Raw genomic sequence first — 24658 nt, forward strand, 5'->3', positions numbered from 1 at the left:
CGGTGCCCGATGACGACGCAGGCCTACAAGTTCTGCCCGCAGTGCGCCACGCCGCTGGAGTGGCTGACGCAGCTGGAAGACGGTGGCGAGAAGTCGCGCCTGCGCTGCGTGGCCTGCGGCTTCACGCACTGGAACAACCCCACACCGGTGCTGGCGGCGGTGATCGAGCTGGCCGATCGGGGCGGGCAGCTGCTGCTGGCCCGCAATGCCGCCTGGCCGGGCCGCTTCTTCGGGCTGGTGACCGGGTTCATGGAGGCCGGCGAGACGCCCCAGGAGGGGGTGGCCCGCGAGGTGGCCGAGGAAACCGGCCTGACGGTGACGCAGCTGTCCATCATCGGCGCCTACGACTTTCAGCGCATGAACCAGGTCATCATCGCCTACCATGCGGTGGCCCAGGGCGAGATCGTGCTGTCCCCCGAACTGGCCGAATACAAGCTGTTGCCGCCAGAAGCGGTGAAATGCTGGCCGGCCGGCACCGGCCAGGCCCTGGCCGACTGGCTGCGCTCCCGGGGGCATGCGGTGCAGTGGCTGGATGCCGGCAAGTCGTAGATGTTCGCTAGGCGATCACCTCTTCGGTGTCCGATCCTGCGTAAAATTGTCGGATTCGATCGACTGGATACACCATGGAAGTTCACAAGGAACTCGACACCCGCGGCCTGAACTGCCCGCTGCCCATCCTCAAGGCCAAGAAGGCCCTGACGGAGATGCACAGCGGTGAGCTGCTGAAAGTGGTGGCCACCGACCCGGGCTCGCTGCGCGATTTCCAGGCCTTTGCCAAGCAGACCGGCAATGAGCTGGTGGAGCAGCAGACCCTCGACAAGGAATTCGTGCACGTGCTGCGCCGCCGCTGACGCACCGCACTGCCATCACGCAAAAAGGGCTGCCGCTGGCAGCCCTTTGTCATGCAGGGGCAGCGTGCCTCAGAGCTCCAGGCCCTGGAGGTAGGTGCGGAAGCTCGCGCCCAGTTCGGGGTGCTGCAGGGCCAGCTCGACGGTGGCCTGCAGGAAGCCTTCCTTGCTGCCACAGTCGTAGCGGATGCCTTCGTAGCGGTAGGCAAAGACCTTCTCGCGGCGCAGCAGGCCGCTGATGCCATCGGTGAGCTGGATCTCGCCACCCACGCCGCGCGGCTGGCGGCGGATTTCCTCGAAGATGCCCGGCGTGAGGATGTAGCGGCCGGCCACACCCAGGCGCGAGGGTGCGTCTTCAGGGGCGGGTTTCTCGACGATCTGGGTCAGGTCCATCAGCCGATCGTTCACCGGCGTGCCGGCGCAGATGCCGTAGCGGCGCGTCTGCTCGGAGGGCACTTCCTGCACGGCCAGGATGGAGGCGCGCCATTCGGTGAAGATCTCGACCATCTGGCGCGTGATGCCCTTCTCGCCCACCATCAGGTCGTCGGCCAGCAGCACGGCAAACGGGTCGTTGCCCACCAGGCGCTCGGCGCACAGCACGGCATGGCCCAGGCCCAGCATCTTGGGCTGGCGCACGAACACGCACTCCATGTCGTCCGGCTTGATGGACTGCACCACCTTGAGCAGCTCGTGCTTGCCGGCGGCTTCGAGCTCGGTTTCCAGCTCGTAGGCCATGTCGAAGTGATCTTCGATCGGGCGCTTGGTGCGGCCGGTGACGAAGATCATCTCGCGGATGCCGGCGTCGTAGGCCTCTTCGACGGCGTACTGGATGAGCGGCTTGTCCACCACGGGCAGCATTTCCTTGGGCTGCGCTTTGGTGGCGGGCAGGAAGCGGGTGCCGAGGCCGGCAACGGGGAAAACGGCTTTGGTGATCATGGGCGTGTTTGTACCTGTTTCCTCTGACCGCTGTCTGTCAGCCTCCCGCGGACAGGGGGCCCCTGAACAAGGGGCCTTTGTGCATCAACCCAGGCGGGCGAGCTGGTCGCGCAGCTTGGTCAGTGTGGCGCCGAAGTCGGCCAGGCGCTGCTTTTCCTGTTCCACCACGGCGGCCGGCGCGCGGGCCACGAAGCTCTCGTTGCCCAGCTTGGCGTTGGCCTTGGCGATCTCGCCTTCCAGTCGCTTGACTTCCTTGCCCAGGCGCTCGCGCTCGGCGGCCACGTCGATCTCCACGTGCAAGGCCAGGTGGGCCTCGCCCAGCACCGACACCGGGGCCATCTTCGTGGCGTCGGCAAACGCCGTGGCGTCGGCAAACACCTTCACGTCGCTGAGCTTGGCCAGGGCCTTGAGCACCGGGGCTGCGGCCTCGATGAAGGCGGCATCGCCCTGGGCATAGAGCGGCACGCGCTCGGCCGGCGACAGGCCCATCTCGCCGCGCAGGTTGCGGCACACGCCCACCAGGGCCTTGAGCTTGTCCATCCAGGCGTCGGCCTGGGCGTCGATGCGCTCGGGCTGGGCCACGGGGTAGGGGGCGCGCACGATGGCATCGTCCGAGCCCGCGACCTTGCGGCCGGCCACCGGCGCCACCTTCTGCCACAGCTCTTCGGTGATGAAGGGCGTGATGGGGTGCATCAGGCGCAGGACGGTCTCCAGCACGCGGATCAGGGTGCGGCGGGTGGCGCGCTGCTGGGCGGCGTCGCCCGTCTGGATCTGCACCTTGGCGATCTCCAGGTACCAGTCGCAGTACTGGTCCCACACGAACTGGTAGATCGCGTTGGCCACGTTGTCCAGGCGGTAGTCGGCAAAGCCCTGGGCCACGGCGGCTTCCACGCGCTGCAGCTCGCTGGTGATCCAGCGGTCGGCCTGGGAGAAATCCAGGTAGCCGCCGGGCACGCATTCCTGCGCACCGTGTTCGGCCAGGCCGCAGTCCTGGCCTTCGCAGTTCATCAGCACGAAGCGGGTGGCATTCCACAGCTTGTTGCAGAAGTTGCGGTAGCCCTCGCAGCGCTTGCTGTCGAAATTGATGTTGCGGCCCAGGCTGGCCAGCGCGGCAAAGGTGAAGCGCAGCGCGTCGGCGCCGTATCCGGGGATGCCCTCGGGGAACTCCTTCTTGGTGGATTCGCGCACCTTGGGGGCGGTCTCAGGGCGGCGCAGGCCGGTGGTGCGCTTCTCGAGCAGGGGTTCGAGCGCGATGCCGTCGATCAGGTCCACCGGGTCGAGCACATTGCCTTCGGACTTGCTCATCTTCTTGCCGTGGGCGTCGCGCACCAGGCCGTGGATGTAGACATGGTGGAAGGGCACCTGGCCGGTGAAGTGCACCGTCATCATGATCATCCGGGCCACCCAGAAGAAGATGATGTCGAAGCCGGTCACCAGCACCGATGAAGGCAGGAAGAGGTCGAGCTCCTTCGTCTTCTCGGGCCAGCCCAGCGAGGAGAAGGGCACCAGGGCCGAGGAATACCAGGTGTCGAGCACGTCCTCGTCGCGCGTGAGCGGCCCGGAGTAGCCGGCCTGCTTCGCCTTGGCGTGGGCTTCCTCTTCACTGCGGGCCACGAAGAGCTCGCCGTTCGTGCCGTACCAGGCGGGGATCTGGTGGCCCCACCAGAGCTGGCGCGAGATGCACCAGTCCTGGATGTTCTTCATCCACTGGTGGTAGGTGTTCACCCACTGCTCGGGGAAGAACTTCACCGAGCCGTTGTCGACCACCTCGATGGCCTTCTGCGCGATGCTCTTGCCGTCACGGCCGGGCTTGCTCACGGCCACGAACCACTGGTCGGTGAGCATGGGCTCCACGATCTGGCCGGTGCGCTCGCAGCGCGGCACCATGAGCTTGTGCTTCTTCACCTCCACCAGCAGACCCTGGGCTTCGAGATCAGCCACCACCTTCTTCCGGGCCTCGAAGCGGTCGATGCCGCGGTAGGCGGCGGGCACTTCGTCGTTGGTCCTGGCGTCGAGCGTGAAGATGGTGAGGCTCGGCAGGCCATGGCGCTGGCCCACGGCGTAGTCATTGAAGTCGTGCGCCGGCGTGACCTTCACCACGCCGGTGCCGAATTCGCGGTCCACGTACTCGTCGGTGATCACGGGGATGGTGCGGCCGGTCAGCGGCAGCCTCACCTGCTTGCCGTGGAAGGCGGTGTAGCGCTCGTCCTCGGGGTGCACCATCACGGCCGTGTCGCCCAGCAGGGTCTCGGGGCGGGTGGTGGCCACGACCAGGTCCCCCGAACCATCGGCCAGAGGGTAGCGGATGTGCCAGAGGTGACCGTCCTCTTCTTCGCTGGTGACCTCCAGGTCGGACACGGCGGACTTGAGCACCGGGTCCCAGTTCACCAGGCGCTTGCCGCGGTAGATGAGGCCGTCCTCGTACAGCCGTACGAAGGTTTCCGTCACCACCTTGGACAGCTTCTCGTCCATCGTGAAGTACTCGTGAGCCCAGCTCACCGAGTCGCCCATGCGACGCATCTGGCGGGTGATGGTGGAGCCCGACTCCTCCTTCCATTCCCACACCTTGGCCACGAAGTTCTTGCGGCCCAGGTCGTGGCGCGTCTGGCCGGTCTTGGCCTGGAGCTGGCGCTCCACCACGATCTGCGTGGCGATGCCGGCGTGGTCGGTGCCGGGCACCCACAGGGTGTTGTGGCCGCGCATGCGGTGGTAGCGCGTGAGCGCGTCCATGATCGTCTGGTTGAAGGCGTGGCCCATGTGCAGCGTGCCGGTGACGTTGGGCGGCGGCAGCTGGATGGCAAACGAGGGCTTGGCCGGATCGAGCGTGGGCGCGTACAGGCCGCGCTGCTCCCACAGCGGGCCCCAGTGGGCTTCGATGGCGGCGGGCTCGAAGGACTTGGCAAGTTCGGACATGGGCCGGGGCTTATCGGGAAGAAGGAAAAACGAAAGCGGCGCCCCGCAGGACGCCGCCCAACCTGGGTTTGCCGCAATTTTAGGCGTTGCGGCCGTCAGGCCTACATGAAGAGGTGTTCGCCGGCGTTCTCGCCGCCAAGGATCACGTAGTTGACCTTGCGCAGGTCGGCCAGGGTGCGGCCACCGGCATAGCTGATGGAGCTTTGCAGGTCTTCGCGCATTTCGCGCAGGGTGTCGGCCAGCCGGCCCTTGATGGGCTCGAGGATGCGTTTGCCTTCCACGTGCTTGTACTCGCCCTTGTTGAAGTCGCTGGCCGAGCCGTAGTACTCCTTGTAGAGCTTGCCGTCCACCTCGACCGTGGTGCCCGGCGATTCCTCGTGGCCGGCGAAGAGCGAACCGATCATCACCATGGCCGCGCCGAAGCGCACGCTCTTGGCGATGTCGCCGTGGTGGCGGATGCCCCCGTCGGCGATGATGGGCTTGGTGGCCACACGGGCGCACCACTTCAGCGCCGAGAGCTGCCAGCCGCCAGTGCCGAAGCCCGTCTTGAGCCGGGTGATGCAGACCTTGCCGGGGCCGATGCCCACCTTGGTGGCATCCGCCCCCCAGTTCTCCAGGTCGATCACGCCCTCAGGCGTGCCCACGTTGCCGGCGATCACGAAGGCCTGCGGCAGCTTGTGCTTGATGTGCTCGATCATCTTGCGCACGCTTTCGGCATGGCCGTGCGCGATGTCGATGGTGATGTAGTCGGCGCCCACCCCTTCGGCGGCCAGGCGGTCGATCACGGCGTAGTCGGCGGCCTTCACACCCGAGCTGATCGAGACGAACAAGCCCTTGTCGCGCATGCTCTTGGCGTAGGCGACGTTGTCCAGGTCGAAGCGGTGCATCACGTAGAAGTAGCCGTTGGCGGCCAGGTATTCGCTGATGCGCTCGTCCAGCACCGTCTTCATGTTGGCCGGCACCACCGGCAGCTTGAAGCGGCGGCCGCCGAATTCCACCGAGGGGTCGCATTCGCTGCGGCTTTCCACGCGGCATTTGCGCGGCAGCAGCAGGATGTTGTCGTAGTCGAAGATTTCCATGGTCAAGGCTCCGGGTTGCAGTGGGGCGGGCGGCGCGTTGAGGCAGTGCGCGGCCCAATGGCTGCGAGCGCTTGATTTGGAGCCGGTCGGGTCCGAAACCGTCAGCGGGGGCGGTGGACACAAAAAACCGGGCTCCAACATTTGGGCCCGGTAGCGCATTCTACGCGCAAGGGCGGGCTGCGCCATGCCCCTCCTAGAATGAGCCCATGAGCCTGTTTCCTTCCGATTCCGAGCCCGCCGCGGCGCCTCCCACGGCCCCGGCCGGCCTGCTGCAGCATCTCAACCCCGAGCAGTACGCGGCGGTGACGCTGCCGCCGCGCCACGTGCTGGTGCTGGCCGGCGCGGGTTCGGGCAAGACCAGGGTGCTCACCACCCGCATCGCCTGGCTGATCCAGACCGGCCAGGTGGGGCCGGGCGGGGTGATGGCCGTCACCTTCACGAACAAGGCGGCCAAGGAGATGCTCACGCGCCTGAGCGCGATGCTGCCCATCCCCGTGCGCGGCATGTGGATCGGCACCTTCCACGGCCTGTGCAACCGCTTCCTGCGCGCGCACTGGAAGCTGGCCGGCCTGCCGCAGAGCTTCCAGATCCTCGACTCGCAGGACCAGCTTTCGGCCGTCAAGCGGGTGATCAAGGCGATGAACCTCGACGAGGAACGCTTCGTGCCCAAGCAGGTGACGTGGTTCATTGCCGGCTGCAAGGAAGACGGCCAGCGGCCCAAGGACGTGGAGGTGCGCGACGAGCACACGCGCAAGCTCATCGAGGTCTACCAGGCCTACGAAGACCAGTGCCAGCGCGAAGGCGTGGTCGACTTCGGCGAGCTGATGCTGCGCACCTATGAGCTGATGCGCGACAACGCGGCGCTGCGCGAACACTACAACCGGCGCTTCCGCCACATCCTGGTGGACGAGTTCCAGGACACCAACAAGCTGCAGTACGCGTGGCTCAAGATGTTCGCCGGCCCCGAAAGCGCCGTGATGGCCGTGGGCGACGACGACCAGAGCATCTATGCGTTCCGCGGCGCGCAGGTGGGCAACATGGCCGACTTCGAGCGCGAGTTCCGCGTGGACCAGGTCATCAAGCTCGAACGCAACTACCGCAGCTTCGGCAACATCCTCGATGCGGCCAATGCCCTCATCTCGCACAACACGCGGCGCCTGGGCAAGAACCTGCACACCGAGGCAGGCCCGGGCGAGCCGGTGCGGGTGTACGAGTCGAACAGCGACTTTGCCGAGGCGCAGTGGCTGATCGAGGAGGCGCAGCAGTTGCACCGCGACGGCGTGGCGCGCAGTGAAACAGCGGTGCTCTACCGCAGCAACGCCCAGTCGCGCGTGCTGGAAAGCGCCCTCTTCAATGCCGGCATCCCCTACCGTGTGTATGGCGGGCTGCGCTTCTTCGAGCGGGCCGAGATCAAGCATGCGCTGGCCTACCTGCGCCTGATCGAGAACCCCAACGACGACACCAGCTTCCTGCGCGTGGTGAACTTCCCCACCCGCGGCATCGGCGCACGCACGATCGAGCAGTTGCAGGACGCCGCCCGCGCGAGCGGCCGCAGCCTGCACCAGAGCGTGGGCGCCGTGGCGGGCAAGGGCGGGGCCAACCTCGCGGCCTTCGTGGCGCTGGTGGATGCGATGCGCGAGGCCACGCAGGGCCTCACGCTGCGCGAGATCATCGAGCACGTGATCGAGGCCTCGGGCCTGGCCGACTTCTACCGCACCGAAAAGGAAGGCCGGGAGCGGCTGGAGAACCTGGACGAACTGGTCAATGCCGCCGAGGCCTTCGTGACGCAGGAGGGCTTCGGCAAGGACGCCGTGGCCCTGCCGGTGGACGAGCAGGCCGGCGCCATCGCCGAAGGCAGCCCCCCGGCCGTGGCTGCGGTGGACCTGGCGCCGGACGCTGAAACCGGCGAGATCGTCTCGCCGCTGGCCGCCTTCCTGACCCACGCGGCGCTGGAGGCCGGGGACAACCAGGCCCAGGCCGGTCAGGATGCGCTGCAGCTGATGACCGTGCACGCGGCCAAGGGCCTGGAGTTCGACGTGGTCTTCATCACCGGCCTGGAAGAGGGCCTCTTCCCGCACGAAAACTCGCTGTCGGATGCCGACGGGCTGGAAGAGGAGCGCCGGCTCATGTATGTGGCCATCACCCGCGCGCGCAAGCGCCTGTACCTCAGCCACAGCCAGACGCGCATGCTGCATGGCCAGACACGCTACAACGTCAAGAGCCGCTTCTTCGACGAACTGCCCGAAAGCGCGCTGAAGTGGATCACGCCACGCCACCAGGGCTTCGGCTCGGGCTTCGAGCGCGACTACCGCGCCGCCTGGCAGCGTGGTTCGGGCCTGGGCGGCATCGTGGGCGCCGGCCGCCAGCCCGACACCCCGCCGGCCTGGGCCGCACCCAAGGCCACCACCAGCGAGGGCCAGGCCTTGCGTGCCGGCCAGGGTGTGTTCCACAACAAGTTCGGCGAGGGCGTGATCCTCACCATCGAAGGCAGCGGGGCCGATGCACGCGCCCAGATCAATTTCGGCCGCCATGGCATGAAGTGGCTGGCCCTGAGCGTGGCCAAGCTCACCCCCGTGGAGAGCTGATCAGCACGCCGTGGTGATTCTGCATTGCAGAATGAAGAACTGAGAAGCAGAATCGGCTCTATCATCTGGCGGCCCGGTACCTGACCAGGCGCGGAGAGGAGCCTTTGCCTTGAGTTCAACAGACACCTTCAGCCTCGACGCTGCGGAAGACCTGCGGCCGCAACGCCTGCACCACTGGCTCGACCACTGGGCGCAGCGGCAGCCCGATGCGCCTGCGCTGCAGGACGAGCGCGCTGCCCTGAGCTACGGCGCCCTGGCGGCGGCCGTGGATGGGGTGGTGCAGGGTCTGCGCGAGGCGGGTGTGCAGGCAGGCGACCGCGTGCTGGTGGTGGGCGAGAACTGCAATGCGGCCGCCCTGCTGGTGCTGGCCTGCAGCCGGCTCGACGCCTGGGTCTCGCTGGTCAATGCACGTCTGTCCGAGCGCGAGATCGACACCTTCATCGACCATTCCCGGGCCCGCGTGGTGATCGGCCTGGCCGAGGCCTCGACCGAGGCGGTGCGTCATCTGCAGCGCCTGGCCGGCCAGCCGCGGCGCTGGCCCGGCGCGGGGGACGTGCTGCTCGCCGCCGGCCACCCCGAGGCCTCGCCCGAACCGGTGAGCGAGGCGGCGGCCGAACAGGTCGCCGCACTGATCTACACCTCGGGCACCTCCGGCGCCCCCAAGGGTGTGATGCTCACCCACGCCAACCTGCTCTTCATCGCGGCGAACAGCCGCCGCCAGCGCCGTCTCTCGAGCACGGACCGCGTCTATGGCGTGCTGCCGCTGTCACATGTGTATGGCCTGACCGCCGTGCTGCTGGCCACGCTCTCGGCCGGCGCCAGCCTGGTGCTGGCCGCCCGCTTCGCCCCCGAGGCCATGGCCCGGGCGCTGGCGGACGAAGGCATCACCGTGCTGCACGGCGTGCCGGCCATGTACGCCAAGCTGCTGGCGTGGGGCGATCGGCCTGGCAACACCCTGCGCGCGCCCGCGTTGCGGGTGGCGCAGTCGGGTGGCGCGCCGCTGGACCAGGCGCTGAAGGACCGCTTCGAGCAGCACTTCGGCCTCACTTTGCAGAACGGCTACGGCATGACTGAAGCGTCGCCCTCCATCTGCCAGACCCGCCTGGATGCGCCGCGGCGCGACTGCTCGGTGGGCCCACCCATACCCGGCATCGAGGTGCGGGTGGTGCATCTGGCCACGCGGGCGCCCGTACCGGTGGGTGAGACGGGCGAACTCTGGCTGCGCGGGCCCAACGTCATGAAGGGCTACTACCGCAACCCGGCGCTCACGGCCGAGACGGTGGATGCCGAGGGCTGGCTCAACACCGGTGACCTCGCCCGCGTGGAAACCGACGGCACGCTCACCATCGTGGGCCGCTCGAAGGAGCTCATCATCCGCTCGGGCTTCAACGTCTACCCGGTGGAAGTGGAAGACGTGCTCAACGCCCATCCCGATGTGGTGCTGTCGGCCGTGGTGGGCCGCCCGGTCCCGGGCAACGAGGAGGTGGTGGCCTTCGTCGAACCCGTGCCCGGCCGCAGCCTCGACACCGACGCCCTGATGGCCTGGCTGCGCGAGCGGCTGTCGCCCTACAAGCTGCCGGCGCAGATCATCGTCATGCCTCAGTTGCCGGCGTCGGCCACGGGCAAGCTCTACAAGCAGCGCCTGCGCGAACAGGCGCTGCAGCTTTCTTCACCCAAGGAGGCCTGACCGCATGGACCACCCGATCTCCTCTGACGTCATGAACGAGCCCTCCGCCGGCGCGACCGGCCGCATCAAGGAAGACCGGCACTTCGTCACGGCCCTGGCGCGCGGCCTGGAGGTGCTGGCCTGCTTCCGCTCGGGCGACCGCATGCTGGGCAACCAGGAACTGGCGCGGCGCTGCAAGCTGCCCAAGTCCACCATCTCGCGCCTGACCTACACGCTGACCAAGCTGGGCTACCTGGAATATGTGGAAGACACCGGCCGCTACCGCCTGGGCAGTGCCACGTTGTCGCTGGGCAGTACCATGCTGGCCCGCATGGATGCCCGCCAGATTGCACGCCCGCTGATGCAGGAGCTGGCTGATTTCTCGCAGGCCATGGTGTCGCTGGGCACGCGCGACCGCCTGAGCATGATCTATGTCGAGAACTGCCGCAGCCCGGCGGCTCTCACACTGAGCCTTGACGTGGGATCGCGCATCCCGCTCGCCACCACGGCCATGGGCCGCGCCTACCTGGCGATGTGCGCAGACGGCGAACGCCATGACCTGATGGACCGCATCCGCGAACTGGACGAAGTGGCCTGGCCGCGCATCCGTCAGGGCATCGAGCAGGCGGTGCAGCAGTACCGAGAGTTCGGGGTGTGTGCGTCTTTCGGCGACTGGCAGAAGGACGTGAACGCCATCGCGATTGCGTTCCGGCCCGCAGGCAGCCGCTCGCTGATGGCCATCAATTGTGGTGGCCCGGCCTTTGCACTGAGCCCGGACTTCCTGATGAACGAGGTGCGGCCCCGCCTGATGGCACTGGGCGCGCGACTGGAGCATGCGGGGCATTGAGGCACGCTGCGTTCCAATGTAAATCGGGCCCCTGAGGGCCCGATTTGCATGACGGATGGTCGGCGATCAGGTGCCGATCACGCCGCCGTCTTCCTTCCACACCACCACGGTGGCCGAGCGCGGACGGCCACCCGCGGCTTCTGGCCACTGCGAGAAGGCCAGGGCATCGTCCTTCGGGTCGATGCTGGGGCGGTTGGGATGGCTGCCGTACTCACCCGGGTGTTGCACGTTGATGAACATGGTGCGCTTGTCCGGCGTCCAGGTGATGCCGGTGATCTCACAACCCGAGGGGCCCACCAGGAAGCGGCGGATCTCGCGGGTCTGCGGATCGGCCACCAGCATCTGGTTGTTGCCCATGCCCGCGAAGTTGCCCACGTTCGAGAAGTTGCCGTCGGTCTGGATCCACAGGCGGCCGTCCGCATCGAAGGCGAGGCCGTCGGGGCTGTTGAAGAGGTTGTCGGCCGTCACGTTCGACGAGCCGGCCCGCAGGTCGCCGGCGGTCGTGTGAACAGTGGGGTTGCCAGCCAGCACGAAGATGTCCCATTCGAAGGTGGTGGCAGCGGCATCGTTGCCAGCTTCGCGCCAGCGCAGGATCTGCCCATACACGTTGCTGGCGCGTGGGTTGGCCTCGTCGGCCGTGGTGCGTCCGCTGTTGTTGGTCATCGTGATGTACACCTCCCCGTTGGTGGGGTGCACGGTGACCCATTCCGGGCGGTCCATGCGCGTGGCGCCCACGGCGTCGGCGGCCAGGCGGGTATTCACCAGCAGCTCGCCCATGTCGGCGTACAGGTCACCCAGGGTCTGGCCGGCGGTCGTGGTCGGCGTCGTCAGCACCAGCGGGATCCACACGCCCGAGCCCATCATGTCGTTGGTCGTGGCACCGGCGTCGAAGCGCGCCACGTAGAGCGTGCCCGAATCAAGCAGGTCGCGGTTGAGCTGCGGGGTGCTGGCGTTGTAGGTGCCGCTGGAGACGAACTTGTACACGTAGTCGTTCGCCTGGTCGTCGCCCATGTAGACGACCACCCGGTTGTTGGCCGACAGCGTCATGGCTGCGTTCTCGTGCTTGATGCGGCCCAGCGCGGTGCGCTTCTTGGGGGTGGAGGTCGGGTCGAACGGGTCGATCTCGACCATCCAGCCGAAACGGTTGGGTTCGTTGCGCTCGGTGGAGTAATCGAAGCGCGGATCATGATCAGCCCAGCGGTAGCCGGAGTTGCCGGTGGGCAGCCCGTAGCGAGCCTCGTTGGGGGTGCGGGTCACGCCGCCGAGGTTGCTGAAGTAGCCGTTGAAGTTCTCTTCGCAGGTGAGGTAGGTGCCCCACAGCGTCGTACCGTTGCCGCAGTTGTTCAGCGTGCCCAGCACGACTTCACCTTCGGGGTCTGCGCTGGTGCGCATCAGCGCATGGCCGCGGGCGGGGCCGGTGATCGCCATGGCGGTGAGCCCGTGGATGCGGCGGTTGTACTGCGAAGGGATCACCACTTCCCAGTTGCCGTTGACCCGCCGGACATGCACCACCGATACGCCGTGGGCGTACTGACCCTTGCGCACCTGCTCCAGGCTCCAGCCGGTGCCACCGGGTGTCACGCTGGCAGGGTAGAAGTATTCGTCGTTGAGGTACTCGTGGTTCATCACGAGCAGGCCTTCGGTGCTGCTTCCGTTGATGGGGAAGAAGTGCATGCCGTCGTGGTTGTCGCCGATCTGCCGGCGCTGAGATTCGGCGGTGTTGGTGGCATCGGGCCGCCAGGCCGGGGAGTCCGGGAACAGCGGGTCGCCCCAGCGGCAGAACACGGCCGAGCGGTAGCCGGTGGGCACGGTGACGGTGTCCAGCGAGTTGGCGGACACTGCCGTGAAGCCCAGCATCACGGGGGCGGGCGGGGTGTCGTCATCGTTGTCGCTGCCGCCACCGCAGCCGCTCAGGCCGGCGCCCAGGAAGCTCACGGCGCCCACGGCCAGGCCGGCCTTGAGGAAGCCGCGACGCGAACGCGCGGCTTCGACGATCTCGTTGAAGTGGGGCTGAGAAGCGGGGCTGGTGGGGATGTCTTCGGTGTCAATGACGCTCATCGCGGTTTCCTGCTCGTGGGTTGGACAACCTGGGCGTGACGTGGGTCACGCCTCAGCGAGCGCGATGATGGTGAAGCGCAGTGACGAAGCCGTGACGCCTTCGTGACGCGGCTGTCACATGCCCGCCGTTCGCACGCGTGTGGCCCGGGCTCAGGACGCGTCGGGAGGCGCCGCGAGCGAGGCGGGTTCTGCCTCGGGCGGCTCGTCGGCGAAGCAGTCGGCGTAGGTGAAGTACAGCGATGCGTAGAACGCTGTCACGAACATCAGCGTGGCGGGGAAGGCCACCAGGGCCATGAGCTGCGGGGCCGACAGCAAGGAGAAGATGAGGGTGGCCACGACACCGAAAACCAGCACCGCCGCGGCCCAGGTGAGAAAGTACACCACGAAGGCACCCAGGTTGCGCCAGCAGGCCACCACGCTGAAGAAGACCGACTGCAGCGCGCCCTTGCCGCCCCAGTGCACCAGGGCCGGGGCATGCCAGAACAGCAGGCTCAAGGGCACGGTGAGCAACAGGCGTGTCACGAGGGCACCTTGAATGGACGGGTCATCCATCATCTCGGCCGTGGCGTCACCCGTGGCCATGGCGCCCTGCAGCGCATCGACCTTGCCACCATCCATGACGTCGGCCAGCCACATCGTGGCCATCGACAGCACGGCGTAGGCCAAACCGATCTGCAGCAGTGCCGCGGTCTGGCGGCGCGAGCCTCGCAGCGGCTCGATGAACAGCGAGGGCAGCGGGAACTCCCCGCCCAAGGCCTTGCGGGTGGCCAGCATGAAGCCCAGCGACACCAGAGGCATGAGCACCAGCACGGTGAGCGCGCCCAGCTGCCGCATCGTGATGACCAGCATGAAGGCGGCGAACAGAAAGGCAAAGAACAGCGCCGTGTAGGCCAGCGGCTGGCGCAGGAAGACCTGGAAGCCGCGTCGCACCCAGACGATGCCTTGCAGCGGCTTGACGTGTTGCAGCTTCATGGTTCGGGGTGCCAGGGCGTCTCCACGCGCTGGCGCAGGATGCGTTCGAAGTGACCAGGGTCGTGGGGCTTGAGCATGTGGGCGTCGCGCGGCAGATGGAAATCCCACAGGCGCGAGATCCAGAAGCGCAGCGCGCCGGCGCGCAGCAGGGCCGGCATCAGGCGAACCTCGTCATGGGTCAGCGGGCGCACCGATTGGTAGGCGGCCACGAAGACTTGCGCACGCCCCTCATCCAGCCGACCGGAGTCGAGATCGGTGCACCAATCGTTCAGACACACGGCAACATCGAAAAGGAAAGTGTCGACACCGGCAAAGTAGAAGTCGAAGAAGCCCGTGAGCGTGTCGCCCTCGAACATCACGTTGTCACGGAACAGGTCGGCGTGGATGGGGCCGCGTGGCAGCGCGAGGTAGGCGGGTGACTGGGCGTGCGAGCGCTGGAAGGCCAGCTCGTCTTCCAGGAGCTGTCTCTGCGCCCCGTCGAGGTGGGGCAGGATGGAGGGCACGGTCTCGACCCACCAGGGGAGCCCGCGCAGGTTGGGCTGGACGCGCGGATAGTCCTGCCCGGCCAGGTGCATGCGCGCGAGCATGGCGCCCACCTGATGGCAGTGAACGTTGCTGGGGGCCAGCTGGTGGCTGCCACGCAACTTGTCCACCAGGGCCGCTGGTTTGCCGCACACCGCGTGCAAGATCTCACCCGATGCGTCGGCTTTCGGGTCGGGCACCGGGATGCCGCGGCCCGCCAGGTGCTTCATCAGGTGCAGGTAGAACGGCAGTTGCTCGAAGCCCAGTCGTTCGAACAGCGTGAGCACGTATTCAGTGCGCCGGCCCTCGCGTTCAGCGGTGACGAAGTAGTTGGTGTTCTCGATCCCGGACGTGATGCCGCGCAGGTCCACCAGGGTGCCCAGCTGCAGGCGCTGGACCAGGGCGGAGGCTTCCTCGGGCGAAACGGTCGTGAATACGGCCATGGACAGGCGGTTGCCGGGCGGGCCCGGCCTCAGAAAGTCAGGAAGCGCCAGACACGCTGGCCCGTGGCGCCGCTGGCGCCCTGCTGCGACGGATCACGCCCGCTGTCAGGGGGGACCACTTCGTAGGCTCGGCCACCCTTCTTGGGCTGCACGCTGATGTGACGCGTTTCCCCGCGCACGCGCAGCTCGTCGATGCGGGTGGATTCGTCCTCAATGCGAATGACCTGGACCGCCGGCTCCGGCGGCCCGCTCGACGGCGCAGGCGAGGGTGCCTGAGCCCAGGAGGGCCCGGACAGCATCCCCAGCAGGATGGCGAGGCAGGTGCGGTACGGCATGCGGCCATTGTAGGCGCAGCCCCTCCCGGCAGCGCCCGATGCCCGACAATGCCGCCCATGGACGAACACACCCCCAGTGCCGCGCCGCTCCTGCTGCTGGTTGACGGCTCCAGCTATCTCTACCGTGCCTATCATGCGCTGCCCGACCTGCGCGGGCCGGAAGGCCAGCCGACCGGCGCCGTGCACGGCCTGATCGCCATGCTCAAGCGCCTGCGCGACCAGTTCCCGGCCGAACATGCCGCCTGCGTCTTCGATGCCAAGGGCCCCACCTTCCGTGACGAGTGGTACCCCGAATACAAAGCGCAGCGTGCGCCCATGCCCGAGGATCTGGCAGCCCAGATCGGGCCCATCCACGAGGTGGTGAAGCTGCTGGGCTGGCCGGTGCTGGAGGTCCCGGGCATCGAGGCCGACGACGTGATCGGCACGCTGGCCCGCGTGGCGCGAGAGTCCGGTCACCGGGTTGTCATTTCCACGGGCGACAAGGACCTGGCCCAGCTGGTCAACGAGGACGTCACGCTCATCAACACGATGAGCAACGAGTCGCTGGACGTGGACGGAGTGAAGGCCAAGTTCGGCGTGCCCCCTGAGCGCATCGTCGACTACCTCACCCTCATCGGCGATGCGGTGGACAACGTGCCCGGCGTGGACAAGGTCGGCCCCAAGACGGCTGCCAAGTGGATCGCCGAGCACGGCTCGCTCGACGGCGTGATCGCTGCGGCCGAAACCATCAAGGGCGTGGCGGGCGAGAACCTGCGCAAGGCGCTGGACTGGCTGCCGCTTGGCAGACGCCTCATCACGGTGGTGACCGATTGTGATCTGTCGGCGCATGTACCGATGTGGCCCCGTCTGGATGCCTTGGCGATGCGCGAGATCGACACGGCGGCCCTGCTGGACTTCTATACGCGCAACGGCTTCAAGACCTGGAAGCGTGAACTGGAGTCACGCGCTGCCGTCACGAGCCCGGCGGCTTCCCCGCCCGGCGCCACCAGCGACCTGTTCGCCGACCCGCCACCCGCGCCGTCGGCACCCGTCGATCGGCACTACGAGACCGTGCTGGACTGGGCACGCCTGGATGCATGGATCACCCGGCTGAAGCAGGCCCCCCTGGTGGCACTGGACACGGAAACCGACTCCCTGGAGGCGATGCGCGCGCGCATCGTCGGCATTTCCTTTGCGGTCCAGCCGGGAGAGGCCGCCTATGTGCCCACCGGCCATACCTATGCCGATGCCCCCGCGCAGCTGCCGCTGGACGAGGTGCTCGCGCGCCTGAAGCCCTGGCTGGAGGATGCACGCTGCAAGAAGCTCGGCCAGCACGTCAAGTACGACCTGCATGTGTTCGCCAACCACGGCATCACCGTGCGCGGTTACGTGCACGACACCATGCTGCAGAGCTATGTGCTCGAAGCCCACAGGCCTCACAACCTGGGCAGCCTGGGCGATCGCCATCTGGGCCGTCGCGGCATCGAGTACGAAGACCTGTGTGGCAAGGGAGCGCACCAGATCCCGTTTGCCCAGGTCGATGTGCAGCGGGCCACCGAGTATTCCGGTGAAGACAGCGAGATGTGCCTGCAGGTGCACGAGGTGCTGTGGCCGCAGATCGAGGCCGCGCCGGGCCTGCGCTACGTGTATGAATCCATCGAGATGCCCACCTCGGCGCTGCTCGCACGCATCGAGCGCAACGGCGTGATGGTCGATGCCCAGGTGCTCGAGCGGCAGAGCCAGGAACTGGCCCAGCGCATCCTGACCCTGGAGACCGAGGCCCATGAACTGGCCGGCCAGCCCTTCAACCTGGGCAGCCCCAAGCAGATCGGCGAGATCCTCTTCGGCAAGCTGGGGCTGCCGGTGGTGAAGAAGACGGCCAGCGGGGCTGCCTCCACCGACGAGGAGGTGCTGGAAAAGCTCGCCGCCGACTATCCGCTGCCGGCGCGCATCCTGGAGCACCGCAGCCTGTCCAAGCTCAAGGGCACCTACACCGACAAGCTGCCGCTGATGGTCAACCCCCACACCGGCCGCATCCACACCAACTACGCCCAGGCCGTGGCGGTGACGGGGCGGCTGTCGAGCAACGACCCCAACCTGCAGAACATCCCCATCCGCACACCGGAAGGCCGGCGCATCCGTGAGGCCTTCGTGGCGCCGCCTGGGCGGGTCATCGTCTCGGCCGACTACTCGCAGATCGAACTGCGCATCATGGCCCACATCTCGGGCGACGCCACGCTGCGCCGCGCCTTCGCCGAAGGCATGGATGTGCACCGCGCCACCGCGGCCGAGATCTTCGGCGTGGGGCCTGCCGAGGTGAGCAGCGAGCAGCGCCGCTACGCCAAGACCATCAACTTCGGCCTGATCTACGGCATGGGCGCCTTCGGTCTGGCCGCCAGCCTGGGCATCGAGCAGAAGGCGGCCAAGGACTACATCGACCGCTACTTCCAGCGCTACCCCGACGTGAAGCGCTACATGGACACCACCAAGGCACGCGCGGCCGAGCTGGGCTATGTGGAAACGCTCTTCGGTCGCCGCATCGTGCTGCCCGAGATCCGCGGCGGCAACGGGCCCAGACGCAGCGCGGCCGAGCGTCAGGCCATCAACGCGCCCATGCAGGGCACGGCGGCCGACCTCATCAAGCTCGCGATGATCGCGGTGCAGGCCGCGCTCGACGAACACCATCGAGAGACGCTGATGGTGATGCAGGTGCACGACGAACTCGTCTTCGAGGTGCCCGAGGCCGAGCTCGACTGGGTGAAGGCCGAGGTGCCGCGCATCATGGCCTCGGTGGCCGAACTCTCGGTGCCCCTGGTGGCCGAGGTGGGCGTCGGCCCCAACTGGGACCAGGCCCACTGAGTCCGCGGCACCTCAGCGCCGCGACGACACCACGATGCCGGCGGCAATCAGCACGAAGGCCGCGCCGTGGAACCAGCGCGGCAGGTCGCCCAGGAGGGCGACCGACATCAGCGCGGCGAACACCGGCGTGAGGTTGCCGAAGAAGGCGGCGATCGTGGGGCCCACGGCCGCCACACCCACGCCCCAGCAGCGGTAGGCAATGAGCGACGGGCCGATGGCGACGTAGGCCAGCAGCACCAGCACCCAGCCGTTCCATTCGAGGTGGGCGGCGCCCACGGCCCACTCGCCCACCGCGGCCCCACCGGCCCACACCAGGCCGAAGGCCATCTGCGCCATCAGGAACTCGGCCCAGGGCCAGGCGCGTTCGCCGGGCGCGGGGCGCGCCAGCATCCAGCTGTAGAAGGCCCAGGAGATCGTCGCGGCCACCATGTACAGGTCGCCCGGCACCAGGCGCACCTGCATCAGCGTGTGCCAGTCGCCGCGCGAGAGCACCAGCAGCACGCCGGCCAGCGACAGCACGGCGCCCAGCAGCTGCGCGCGCCGCACCCGCTCGCCGAAGAAAAGCGCGCCCACGCACAGCATCCACACCGGCATGCTGGCCGCAATCAGCGTCACGTTGATCGGGCTGGAGGTGGTGAGCGCCAGGTATTGCAGCGCGTTGTAGCTGCCCATGCCCAGCAGGCCCAGAACGGTGAATCGCTTCCAGCGGGGCCACAGAGGGCCCTGGGCCTTCAGGATGCGCCAGCCCAGGGGCAGCAGGATGAGCGCCGCAATGGCCCAGCGCACGGCATTGAGCAGCAGCGGCGAGACCGAGCCCACCGCCAGGCGGCCGGCCACGGCATTGCCAGCCCACAGCAGGGGCGGCAGCACGAGCCACAGCAGGGTCAGGGGAGGGAGACGCGTCACGGAGGCGGCATGTTAGCGCCACACTGCCAGCATTGCTCGAAGGGCCCATCGATGCGCTCTGCGCACGCGGGGCAGGTCCAGTGCAGCTCGCGTGGGTGTTGCAAGGCCTCCAGCAGCTCGCGGGCACGCGTCCATTGCTCGGCATGCTTCACCCACACCTCGGGCAGGCCCTGGTCGGGGGGAATTTCGCCCGCGATGCCGCCGGCGAAATAGCGCTGCACGCTGGCTTCGATGCCGGCGTGGGTCAGCCAGTCGGCCCACAGCGTGGCGACGGTGACGTTGGGGGCCTGTGCGAGGCGTTTCATGCCGGCATCATGCCCCTGGTCGTGCAAACTCGTCCAGGCGGGCTTATCGTGGCGCCTGAGAACCCCCAACCATCGAGGAGAACGACATGCCCAAGGCCATCCAGATCCAGCAGTTCGGCGGGCCCGAGCAGCTCCAGCTCGTGGACGTGAACGTCGGCGAGCCCGGCCCCGGCGAGGTGCGCATCCGCCACCATGCCTGTGGCCTGAACTACATCGACATCTACCAGCGCACCGGCCTGTACCAGGGCGCCCTGCCGTTGACGCTGGGCATGGAGGCTGCCGGGGTGGTCGAGGCCATCGGGGAGGGGGTGACGCACCTGGCGCCCGGCATGCGCGTGGCCTACGCCAGCCAGCCGCCCGGCGCCTACTGCGAAGTGCGCGTGATGCCGGCGCGCTGTGTGGTGCAACTGCCCGACGGCATCGACTTCGAGACCGGCGCGGCCATGATGCTCAAGGGCCTGACGGTGCAGTACCTGCTGCGCAAGACCCAGCCCCAGGGGGGGCTGCAGCCGGGCGACCCTGTGCTCTTCCATGCCGCGGCCGGTGGCGTGGGCCTGATCGCCTGCCAGTGGGCCCGCTCGATGGGTCTGCAACTCATCGGCACGGCCGGCAGCGACGAGAAGTGTGCGCTGGCCCGTGAGATGGGTGCCGCCCACGTCATCAACTACAAGACCGAGGACATCGTGGCCCGGGTGAAGGAGATCACCGGCGGGCGTGGCGTGAAGGTGGTCTATGACTCCATCGGCAAGGACACCTGGGAGGCCTCGCTCGACTGCCTGCGCCCCCTGGGTCTGATGGTCACCTACGGCAATGCCTCGGGGCCCGTGCCGCCCTTCAGCGTGGGCACCCTGGCGGCCAAGGGCTCGCTCTACGTGACCCGACCCACGCTCTTCACCCATCTGGCCACTCGCGAATCCACCCAGGCCATGGCCGATGATCTCTTTGGCATGGTGACGAGTGGGCAGGTGAAGATCCGCATCGACCAGCGCTACCCGCTGGCCGATGTGGCCCAGGCCCATCGCGACCTGGAAGCGCGCAAGACCACCGGCTCCACGGTGCTGCTGCCCTGATCAGGCGCCTGGGGCGGGGGTGTCCTGCCCCGGGTGATGGCCCACCGCACCACGGTAGGCATGCCAGCTGGCATGGCCCAGCACCGGGCCGATGACCAGCAGGCCCAGAAAGGCCGGCAGCAGCGCCAGCACCACCAGCGCCGTGATCAGGAAGCCCCACCACAGCATCACGCCGGTCTGCGTGAGGCACAGGCGCAGGCTGGTGAGGGCCGCCGAGATCGCATCGGTCTGCCGGTCGAGGATCATGGGCAGGCTCACCACGCTCACAGCGAAGATCAACGCGGCGAACACACCGCCCACGGCCAGGTAGGCGAGGATGAAGTTCAGATTCTCCGGCGCGAGCAGCTTCCACAGCGAGCCCTGGAAGTCGGGCACCTGGTCGAAGCTCACGGCAAACACCACCAGCGAGGCGCGGCCCCAGAGCATCTCGAGGATGAGCAGCACGCCGCCGAAGATGGCCATGGTGCCCACCTTGGCTTCCCAGGCCAGCAGCGAACTGCCCAGGTCCGGCCGCTGGCCTTGCTCCAGTCGGCGGCTGGCCTCGTACAGGCCCAGGCACAGGAAGGGACCCATCAGCAGGAAGCCTGCGCTCAGCGCCAGCGTGTAGGCGGGGGCATGCTCATACACGGCCAGCAGCAGCCAGCCCATCACGGCGAAGCAGGCCCCGAAAAAGAGCCCCAGGCCGGGACAGCGGATGAAGTCTTTCCAGCCACGGGCCAGCCAGCGCAGCGGGTCGGCAAAGCCCAGCGGGTGCAGGGGCAGATCGAAGACAGTGGGGGGTGGGGGCGAGACCTCGGGGGCGTTCATGGCAGAACCGTCGGCAGCGGATGCCGACGATTCTGCAAGCCGGCGCCCCCGGCAGTGCTCAGGACTTCCCCGGGACGCCTGCGCTGGCGCGCGCGCGCCGCATGCGGCGGATCTCGTCGAGGATCAGCAGGATCGCCCCCAGTGTGATCGCGCTGTCGGCCAGGTTGAAGGCCGGGAAGTGACGTCCTCCGGCGTGGAAATCGAAGAAGTCCACCACATAGCCGTGCCACACACGGTCGATCACGTTGCCGATCGCGCCGCCCAGGATGAGCGCAAGCGCCCAGGCGAACATCCTCTCGTGTCCATGACGGTGCAGCAGCCAGGTGATGAAGATCGAGGCGGCGATGCCCAGCACGATGAAGAACCAGCGCTGCCAGCCCGAGGCCCAGGCCAGGAAAGAGAAGGCCGCACCGGGGTTGTGTACGCGCACGATGTTGAAGAACGACGTGATGGGCGTGCTGTCTCCGAGCTGGTAGTGGTGCACGATCAGCGCCTTGGTGAGCTGGTCCAGCACGATGATGGCCAGGGCGATACCGAGCCAGCGGCCCAGGTGAGGGGTGGGTGCCGTCTTGACGTTCATCAAGCCACCTCGCGGGTCTCGCCGGCACCGAAGAGATTGCTCACGCAACGGCCGCACAGTGTGGGGTGCTGGCTGTCGGCGCCCACGTCGTCGCGGTAATGCCAGCAGCGTTCGCACTTCGTGGCCGTGCTGGGCGTGACCTGTACGGTCAGCTCGGTGCCATCGACCACGGTGGCGGCCGAGGTGATGAGCACGAAGCGCAAGTCCTCGCCCAGACTTTCGAGCAGGGCGCGGTCCTCAGGGCCGGCCGTGATGCGCACGGTGGCCTGCAGCGAGGCGCCCACCTGCCCCGTGGAACGCACCGCCTCGATCTCCTTGTTGACCACGTCACGAATCTCGCGGATGCGCGACCACTTGGCCAGCAGTGCCTCGTCACCGGCGGCCGGAAAGCCCCAGAAAGTCTCGATGAAGATCGACGCAGAAGCACCGGGGGCGAACACCTTCCAGGCCTCCTCGGCGGTGAAGCTCAGGAAGGGGGCCATCCAGCGCAGCATGCCGTGGGTGATGTGCCACAGCGCGGTCTGGGCCGAGCGGCGCGCGCGCGAGCCCGGCGCGGTCGTGTAGAGCCGGTCCTTCAGCACGTCCAGGTAGAAGGCGCCCAGGTCTTCCGAACAGTACACCTGCAGCTTGGCCACCACCGGGTGGAACTCGTACACGTCGTAGTGGGCCAGGATCTCGGCTTGCAGCTGGGCGGCGCGCGCCAGCGCGTAGCGGTCCACCTCCAGCATGTGCTCGACCGGCACGGCGTCCTTCGCCGGGTTGAAGTCGCTGGTGTTGGCCAGCAGGAAGCGCAGGGTGTTGCGGATGCGGCGGTAGGCGTCCACCACGCGGGCCAGGATCTTGTCGTCGATGCCCAGGTCGCCGGAATAATCGGTGGAGGCCACCCACAGGCGGATGATCTCGGCGCCCAGCTTGTCGCTCACCTCCTGCGGCACGACGGTGTTGCCCAGCGACTTGCTCATCTTGCGGCCCTGGCCATCCACGGTGAAGCCATGGGTGAGCAGGCCGCGGTAGGGGGCGCGGCCGTACATTGCGCAGGCCGTCAGCAGCGAGGAATGGAACCAGCCGCGGTGCTGGTCATGGCCTTCCAGGTACAGGTCGGCCTCGGGCCCGCTGTCGTGGCCGGCACCCGCATGGCTGCCCTTGAGCACCGTGGTGTGCGTGGTCCCCGAGTCGAACCACACCTCCAGGATGTCGGTGCTTTTGGTGTACTGCGCCGGGTCGGTCGCGTCGCCGATGCGCTGCAGGATCTCGGCCGTGGTGAGCTTGCTCCAGGCTTCGATGCCGCCGGCCTCCACCACCTGGGCGGCCAGGTCGATGATCTCGGGTGTGCGCGGGTGCGGCTCGCCGCTGTCCACGTGCAGCAGGAAGGGCAGGGGCACGCCCCAGCTGCGCTGGCGGCTGATGCACCAGTCGGGCCGGTTGGCGATCATGTCGCGCAACCGGGCGCGGCCGTTCTCGGGATAGAACTGCGTGTGGTCGATGGCCTCCAGCGCCATCTGGCGCAGGGTCCTGGGGGCCTTGTCGGTGGTGAAGATGCCCTCGCCCTCGTCCATGCGCACGAACCACTGGGCGGCTGCGCGGTAGATCACCGGCGTCTTGTGGCGCCAGCAGTGCGGGTAGCTGTGGGTGATGGTCTCGGTGGCGAAGAGCCGGTCATGCTCGCGCAGCGTCTCGATGATCGCCGGGCAGGCCTTCCAGATGTTCTGACCGCCGAACAGCGGCAGCGCGGCCTCGTACTGGCCGTTGCCCTGCACGGGGTTGAGGATCTGGTCGTAGGCCAGACCATGGGCGACGCAGGAGTTGAAGTCCTCCACGCCGTAGGCGGGCGCCGAGTGCACGATGCCGGTGCCGTCATCAGCGGTGGCGTAGTCGGCCAGGTAGACGGGCGAGAGCCGGTCGTAGCCCGGGTGCACATGGGCCAGCGGGTGGTGGAAATGGATCTTCTCCAGCGCACGGCCCTGGGTGGTGGCCAGCACGCGCCCCTCCAGGCCGTAGCGCTTCAGGCAGGCCTCCACCAGCGACTCGGCCAGCACCAGCAGGCCGCGCGAGGTTTCCACCAGCGCGTAGACGATCTCGGGGTTGAGGTTGAGTGCCTGGTTGGCGGGGATGGTCCAGGCGGTGGTGGTCCAGATCACCGCATACATCGGCCGGCCTTCCAGGCCCTCGGGGCTGCCATGGGGCAGGCCGGTTTCGCGGAAGAAGGCCTGCAGCAGCTTGGCCGGTTCTGCGCACAGGAAGCCCACGTCCAGCGTCTGGCTCTTCTTGTCCTGGTATTCGATCTCGAACTCGGCGAGCGACGAGCCGCAGTCGAAGCACCAGTACACGGGCTTCAAGCCGCGGTAAACGAAGCCGCGCTCCATCACACGCTTGAAGGCGCGGATCTCGTTGGCCTCGGTCACGAAGTCCATCGTGCGATAGGGCCGGTCCCACTGGCCCAGCACGCCCAGGCGCTTGAAGTCAGCCATTTGCTGGGCGATCTGCTCGGTGGCAAATGCCCGGGCTTTGGCCTGCATCTCGTCGCGGCTCAGGCCCCGGCCATGGAGTTTTTCGATGGCGTTTTCGATCGGCAGGCCATGGCAGTCCCAGCCAGGGATGTACTGCGCGTCGAAGCCGGCGAGCTGGCGCGCCTTGACGATCATGTCCTTGAGCACCTTGTTGACGGCATGCCCGATGTGGATCTTGCCGTTGGCATAGGGCGGGCCGTCGTGCAGGATGAACTTGGGCTTGCCGCAGCGGGCATCACGCAGCTGCTTGTAGATCCCCTGCTCGTCCCAGGCCTGGGCCCAGCCCGGCTCGCGCTTGGGCAGATCGCCGCGCATGGGGAAGGGCGTGTCGGGCAGATTCAGGGTGGCTCGGTAGTCTTTGGCGTCGCTCATGGTCGTGGGGCGCGCGCAAGGCGCTTCAGGGTCTCGGGCCCCAAAGGGGCGGGGCAGGCGGGGGCCCGG

At 67.7% G+C, this 24658-nt stretch carries 19 protein-coding genes; 7 read left to right on the plus strand and 12 right to left on the minus strand.

Features of this window, described 5'->3' with window-relative positions:
• Window positions 1–9: 9 nt before the first annotated feature.
• Window positions 10–549, plus strand: coding sequence for an NUDIX hydrolase (locus C1704_RS00940; protein WP_104300068.1), 540 nt, complete (start codon window positions 10–12; stop codon window positions 547–549).
• 74 nt (window positions 550–623) lie between these two features.
• A complete protein-coding gene (locus C1704_RS00945) occupies window positions 624–851 on the plus strand; it encodes a sulfurtransferase TusA family protein (RefSeq protein ID WP_104300070.1) in 228 nt (75 codons plus the stop codon).
• A 69-nt stretch (window positions 852–920) separates the two neighbouring features.
• On the opposite strand, the gene galU is transcribed toward C1704_RS00945, so the two are convergent.
• From galU to C1704_RS00960, 3 genes are all read right to left on the minus strand, one after another.
• On the minus strand, window positions 921–1784 hold the full coding sequence (gene galU / locus C1704_RS00950) for a UTP--glucose-1-phosphate uridylyltransferase GalU (protein ID WP_104300072.1): 864 nt from the start codon (window positions 1782–1784) through the stop codon (window positions 921–923).
• 84 nt (window positions 1785–1868) lie between these two features.
• Window positions 1869–4697: a valine--tRNA ligase gene (locus C1704_RS00955; protein ID WP_104300074.1), complete on the minus strand. Its 2829-nt coding sequence runs from the start codon at window positions 4695–4697 to the stop codon at window positions 1869–1871.
• A gap of 101 nt (window positions 4698–4798) precedes the next feature.
• Window positions 4799–5776, minus strand: a complete 978-nt coding sequence (locus C1704_RS00960) for a GMP reductase (protein WP_104300076.1) — start codon at window positions 5774–5776, stop codon at window positions 4799–4801.
• Window positions 5777–5982: 206 nt separating this feature from the next.
• Here C1704_RS00960 and C1704_RS00965 point away from each other — a divergent pair, with 206 nt between their 5' ends.
• The 3 genes from C1704_RS00965 (at window position 5983) to C1704_RS00975 (ending at window position 10874) form a co-directional block, all read left to right on the plus strand.
• Window positions 5983–8361: a UvrD-helicase domain-containing protein gene (locus C1704_RS00965; RefSeq protein WP_104300078.1), complete on the plus strand. Its 2379-nt coding sequence runs from the start codon at window positions 5983–5985 to the stop codon at window positions 8359–8361.
• Window positions 8362–8470: 109 nt separating this feature from the next.
• Window positions 8471–10048: a class I adenylate-forming enzyme family protein gene (locus C1704_RS00970; protein ID WP_104300080.1), complete on the plus strand. Its 1578-nt coding sequence runs from the start codon at window positions 8471–8473 to the stop codon at window positions 10046–10048.
• Window positions 10049–10079: 31 nt separating this feature from the next.
• Window positions 10080–10874, plus strand: coding sequence for an IclR family transcriptional regulator (locus C1704_RS00975; RefSeq protein WP_104300351.1), 795 nt, complete (start codon window positions 10080–10082; stop codon window positions 10872–10874).
• A gap of 66 nt (window positions 10875–10940) precedes the next feature.
• On the opposite strand, the gene C1704_RS00980 is transcribed toward C1704_RS00975, so the two are convergent.
• The 4 genes from C1704_RS00980 to C1704_RS00995 all read right to left on the minus strand — a co-directional run bounded on the left by C1704_RS00980 (window position 10941) and on the right by C1704_RS00995 (window position 15204).
• On the minus strand, window positions 10941–12932 hold the full coding sequence (locus C1704_RS00980) for a PhoX family protein (protein WP_104300082.1): 1992 nt from the start codon (window positions 12930–12932) through the stop codon (window positions 10941–10943).
• Between the two features lie 150 nt (window positions 12933–13082).
• Window positions 13083–13904 carry a BPSS1780 family membrane protein gene (locus C1704_RS00985; protein WP_104300084.1) on the minus strand — a complete coding sequence of 274 codons (822 nt, stop codon included), beginning with the start codon at window positions 13902–13904 and terminating at the stop codon, window positions 13083–13085.
• Entirely contained in the window at window positions 13901–14869 is a 969-nt protein-coding gene (locus C1704_RS00990; RefSeq protein ID WP_104300086.1) for a homoserine kinase, read from the minus strand. The genes C1704_RS00985 and C1704_RS00990 overlap by 4 nt, the downstream gene beginning before the upstream one ends.
• Before the next feature lie 29 nt (window positions 14870–14898).
• Window positions 14899–15204 carry a hypothetical protein gene (locus tag C1704_RS00995; protein ID WP_104300087.1) on the minus strand — a complete coding sequence of 102 codons (306 nt, stop codon included), beginning with the start codon at window positions 15202–15204 and terminating at the stop codon, window positions 14899–14901.
• A 57-nt stretch (window positions 15205–15261) separates the two neighbouring features.
• Between C1704_RS00995 and polA the strand changes: the two genes are divergently transcribed.
• Window positions 15262–18042, plus strand: a complete 2781-nt coding sequence (polA, locus tag C1704_RS01000; RefSeq protein WP_104300089.1) for a DNA polymerase I — start codon at window positions 15262–15264, stop codon at window positions 18040–18042.
• A gap of 12 nt (window positions 18043–18054) precedes the next feature.
• Here the strand turns inward: polA and C1704_RS01005 are convergent, their stop codons facing one another.
• Together C1704_RS01005 and C1704_RS01010 are read right to left on the minus strand one after the other, a co-directional pair.
• Entirely contained in the window at window positions 18055–18948 is an 894-nt protein-coding gene (locus tag C1704_RS01005; RefSeq protein ID WP_104300091.1) for a DMT family transporter, read from the minus strand.
• Window positions 18945–19253 carry a putative signal transducing protein gene (locus tag C1704_RS01010; RefSeq protein WP_104300093.1) on the minus strand — a complete coding sequence of 103 codons (309 nt, stop codon included), beginning with the start codon at window positions 19251–19253 and terminating at the stop codon, window positions 18945–18947. Before C1704_RS01010 ends, C1704_RS01005 begins: the two co-directional genes overlap by 4 nt.
• Before the next feature lie 86 nt (window positions 19254–19339).
• On the opposite strand from C1704_RS01010, the gene C1704_RS01015 reads away from it, so the two are divergent.
• Window positions 19340–20323 carry a quinone oxidoreductase family protein gene (locus C1704_RS01015; protein WP_104300095.1) on the plus strand — a complete coding sequence of 328 codons (984 nt, stop codon included), beginning with the start codon at window positions 19340–19342 and terminating at the stop codon, window positions 20321–20323.
• Here C1704_RS01015 and C1704_RS01020 read toward each other — a convergent pair whose 3' ends face one another.
• Genes C1704_RS01020 through ileS form a run of 3 tightly spaced genes read right to left on the minus strand, consistent with a single transcriptional unit; the run spans window position 20324 to window position 24589 of the window.
• Complete coding sequence (locus C1704_RS01020; RefSeq protein WP_104300097.1) at window positions 20324–21130, minus strand: DUF2189 domain-containing protein; 807 nt, start codon at window positions 21128–21130, stop codon at window positions 20324–20326. It lies immediately after the preceding gene.
• Between the two features lie 58 nt (window positions 21131–21188).
• A complete protein-coding gene (gene lspA / locus C1704_RS01025) occupies window positions 21189–21710 on the minus strand; it encodes a signal peptidase II (protein ID WP_104300099.1) in 522 nt (173 codons plus the stop codon).
• Complete coding sequence (gene ileS / locus C1704_RS01030; RefSeq protein WP_104300101.1) at window positions 21710–24589, minus strand: isoleucine--tRNA ligase; 2880 nt, start codon at window positions 24587–24589, stop codon at window positions 21710–21712. Before ileS ends, lspA begins: the two co-directional genes overlap by 1 nt.
• Window positions 24590–24658 lie beyond the last annotated feature (69 nt).

It is taken from the genome of Caldimonas caldifontis, assembly GCF_002930615.1.
GTDB classification, from domain to species: Bacteria; Pseudomonadota; Gammaproteobacteria; order Burkholderiales; family Burkholderiaceae_C; genus Caldimonas; species Caldimonas caldifontis.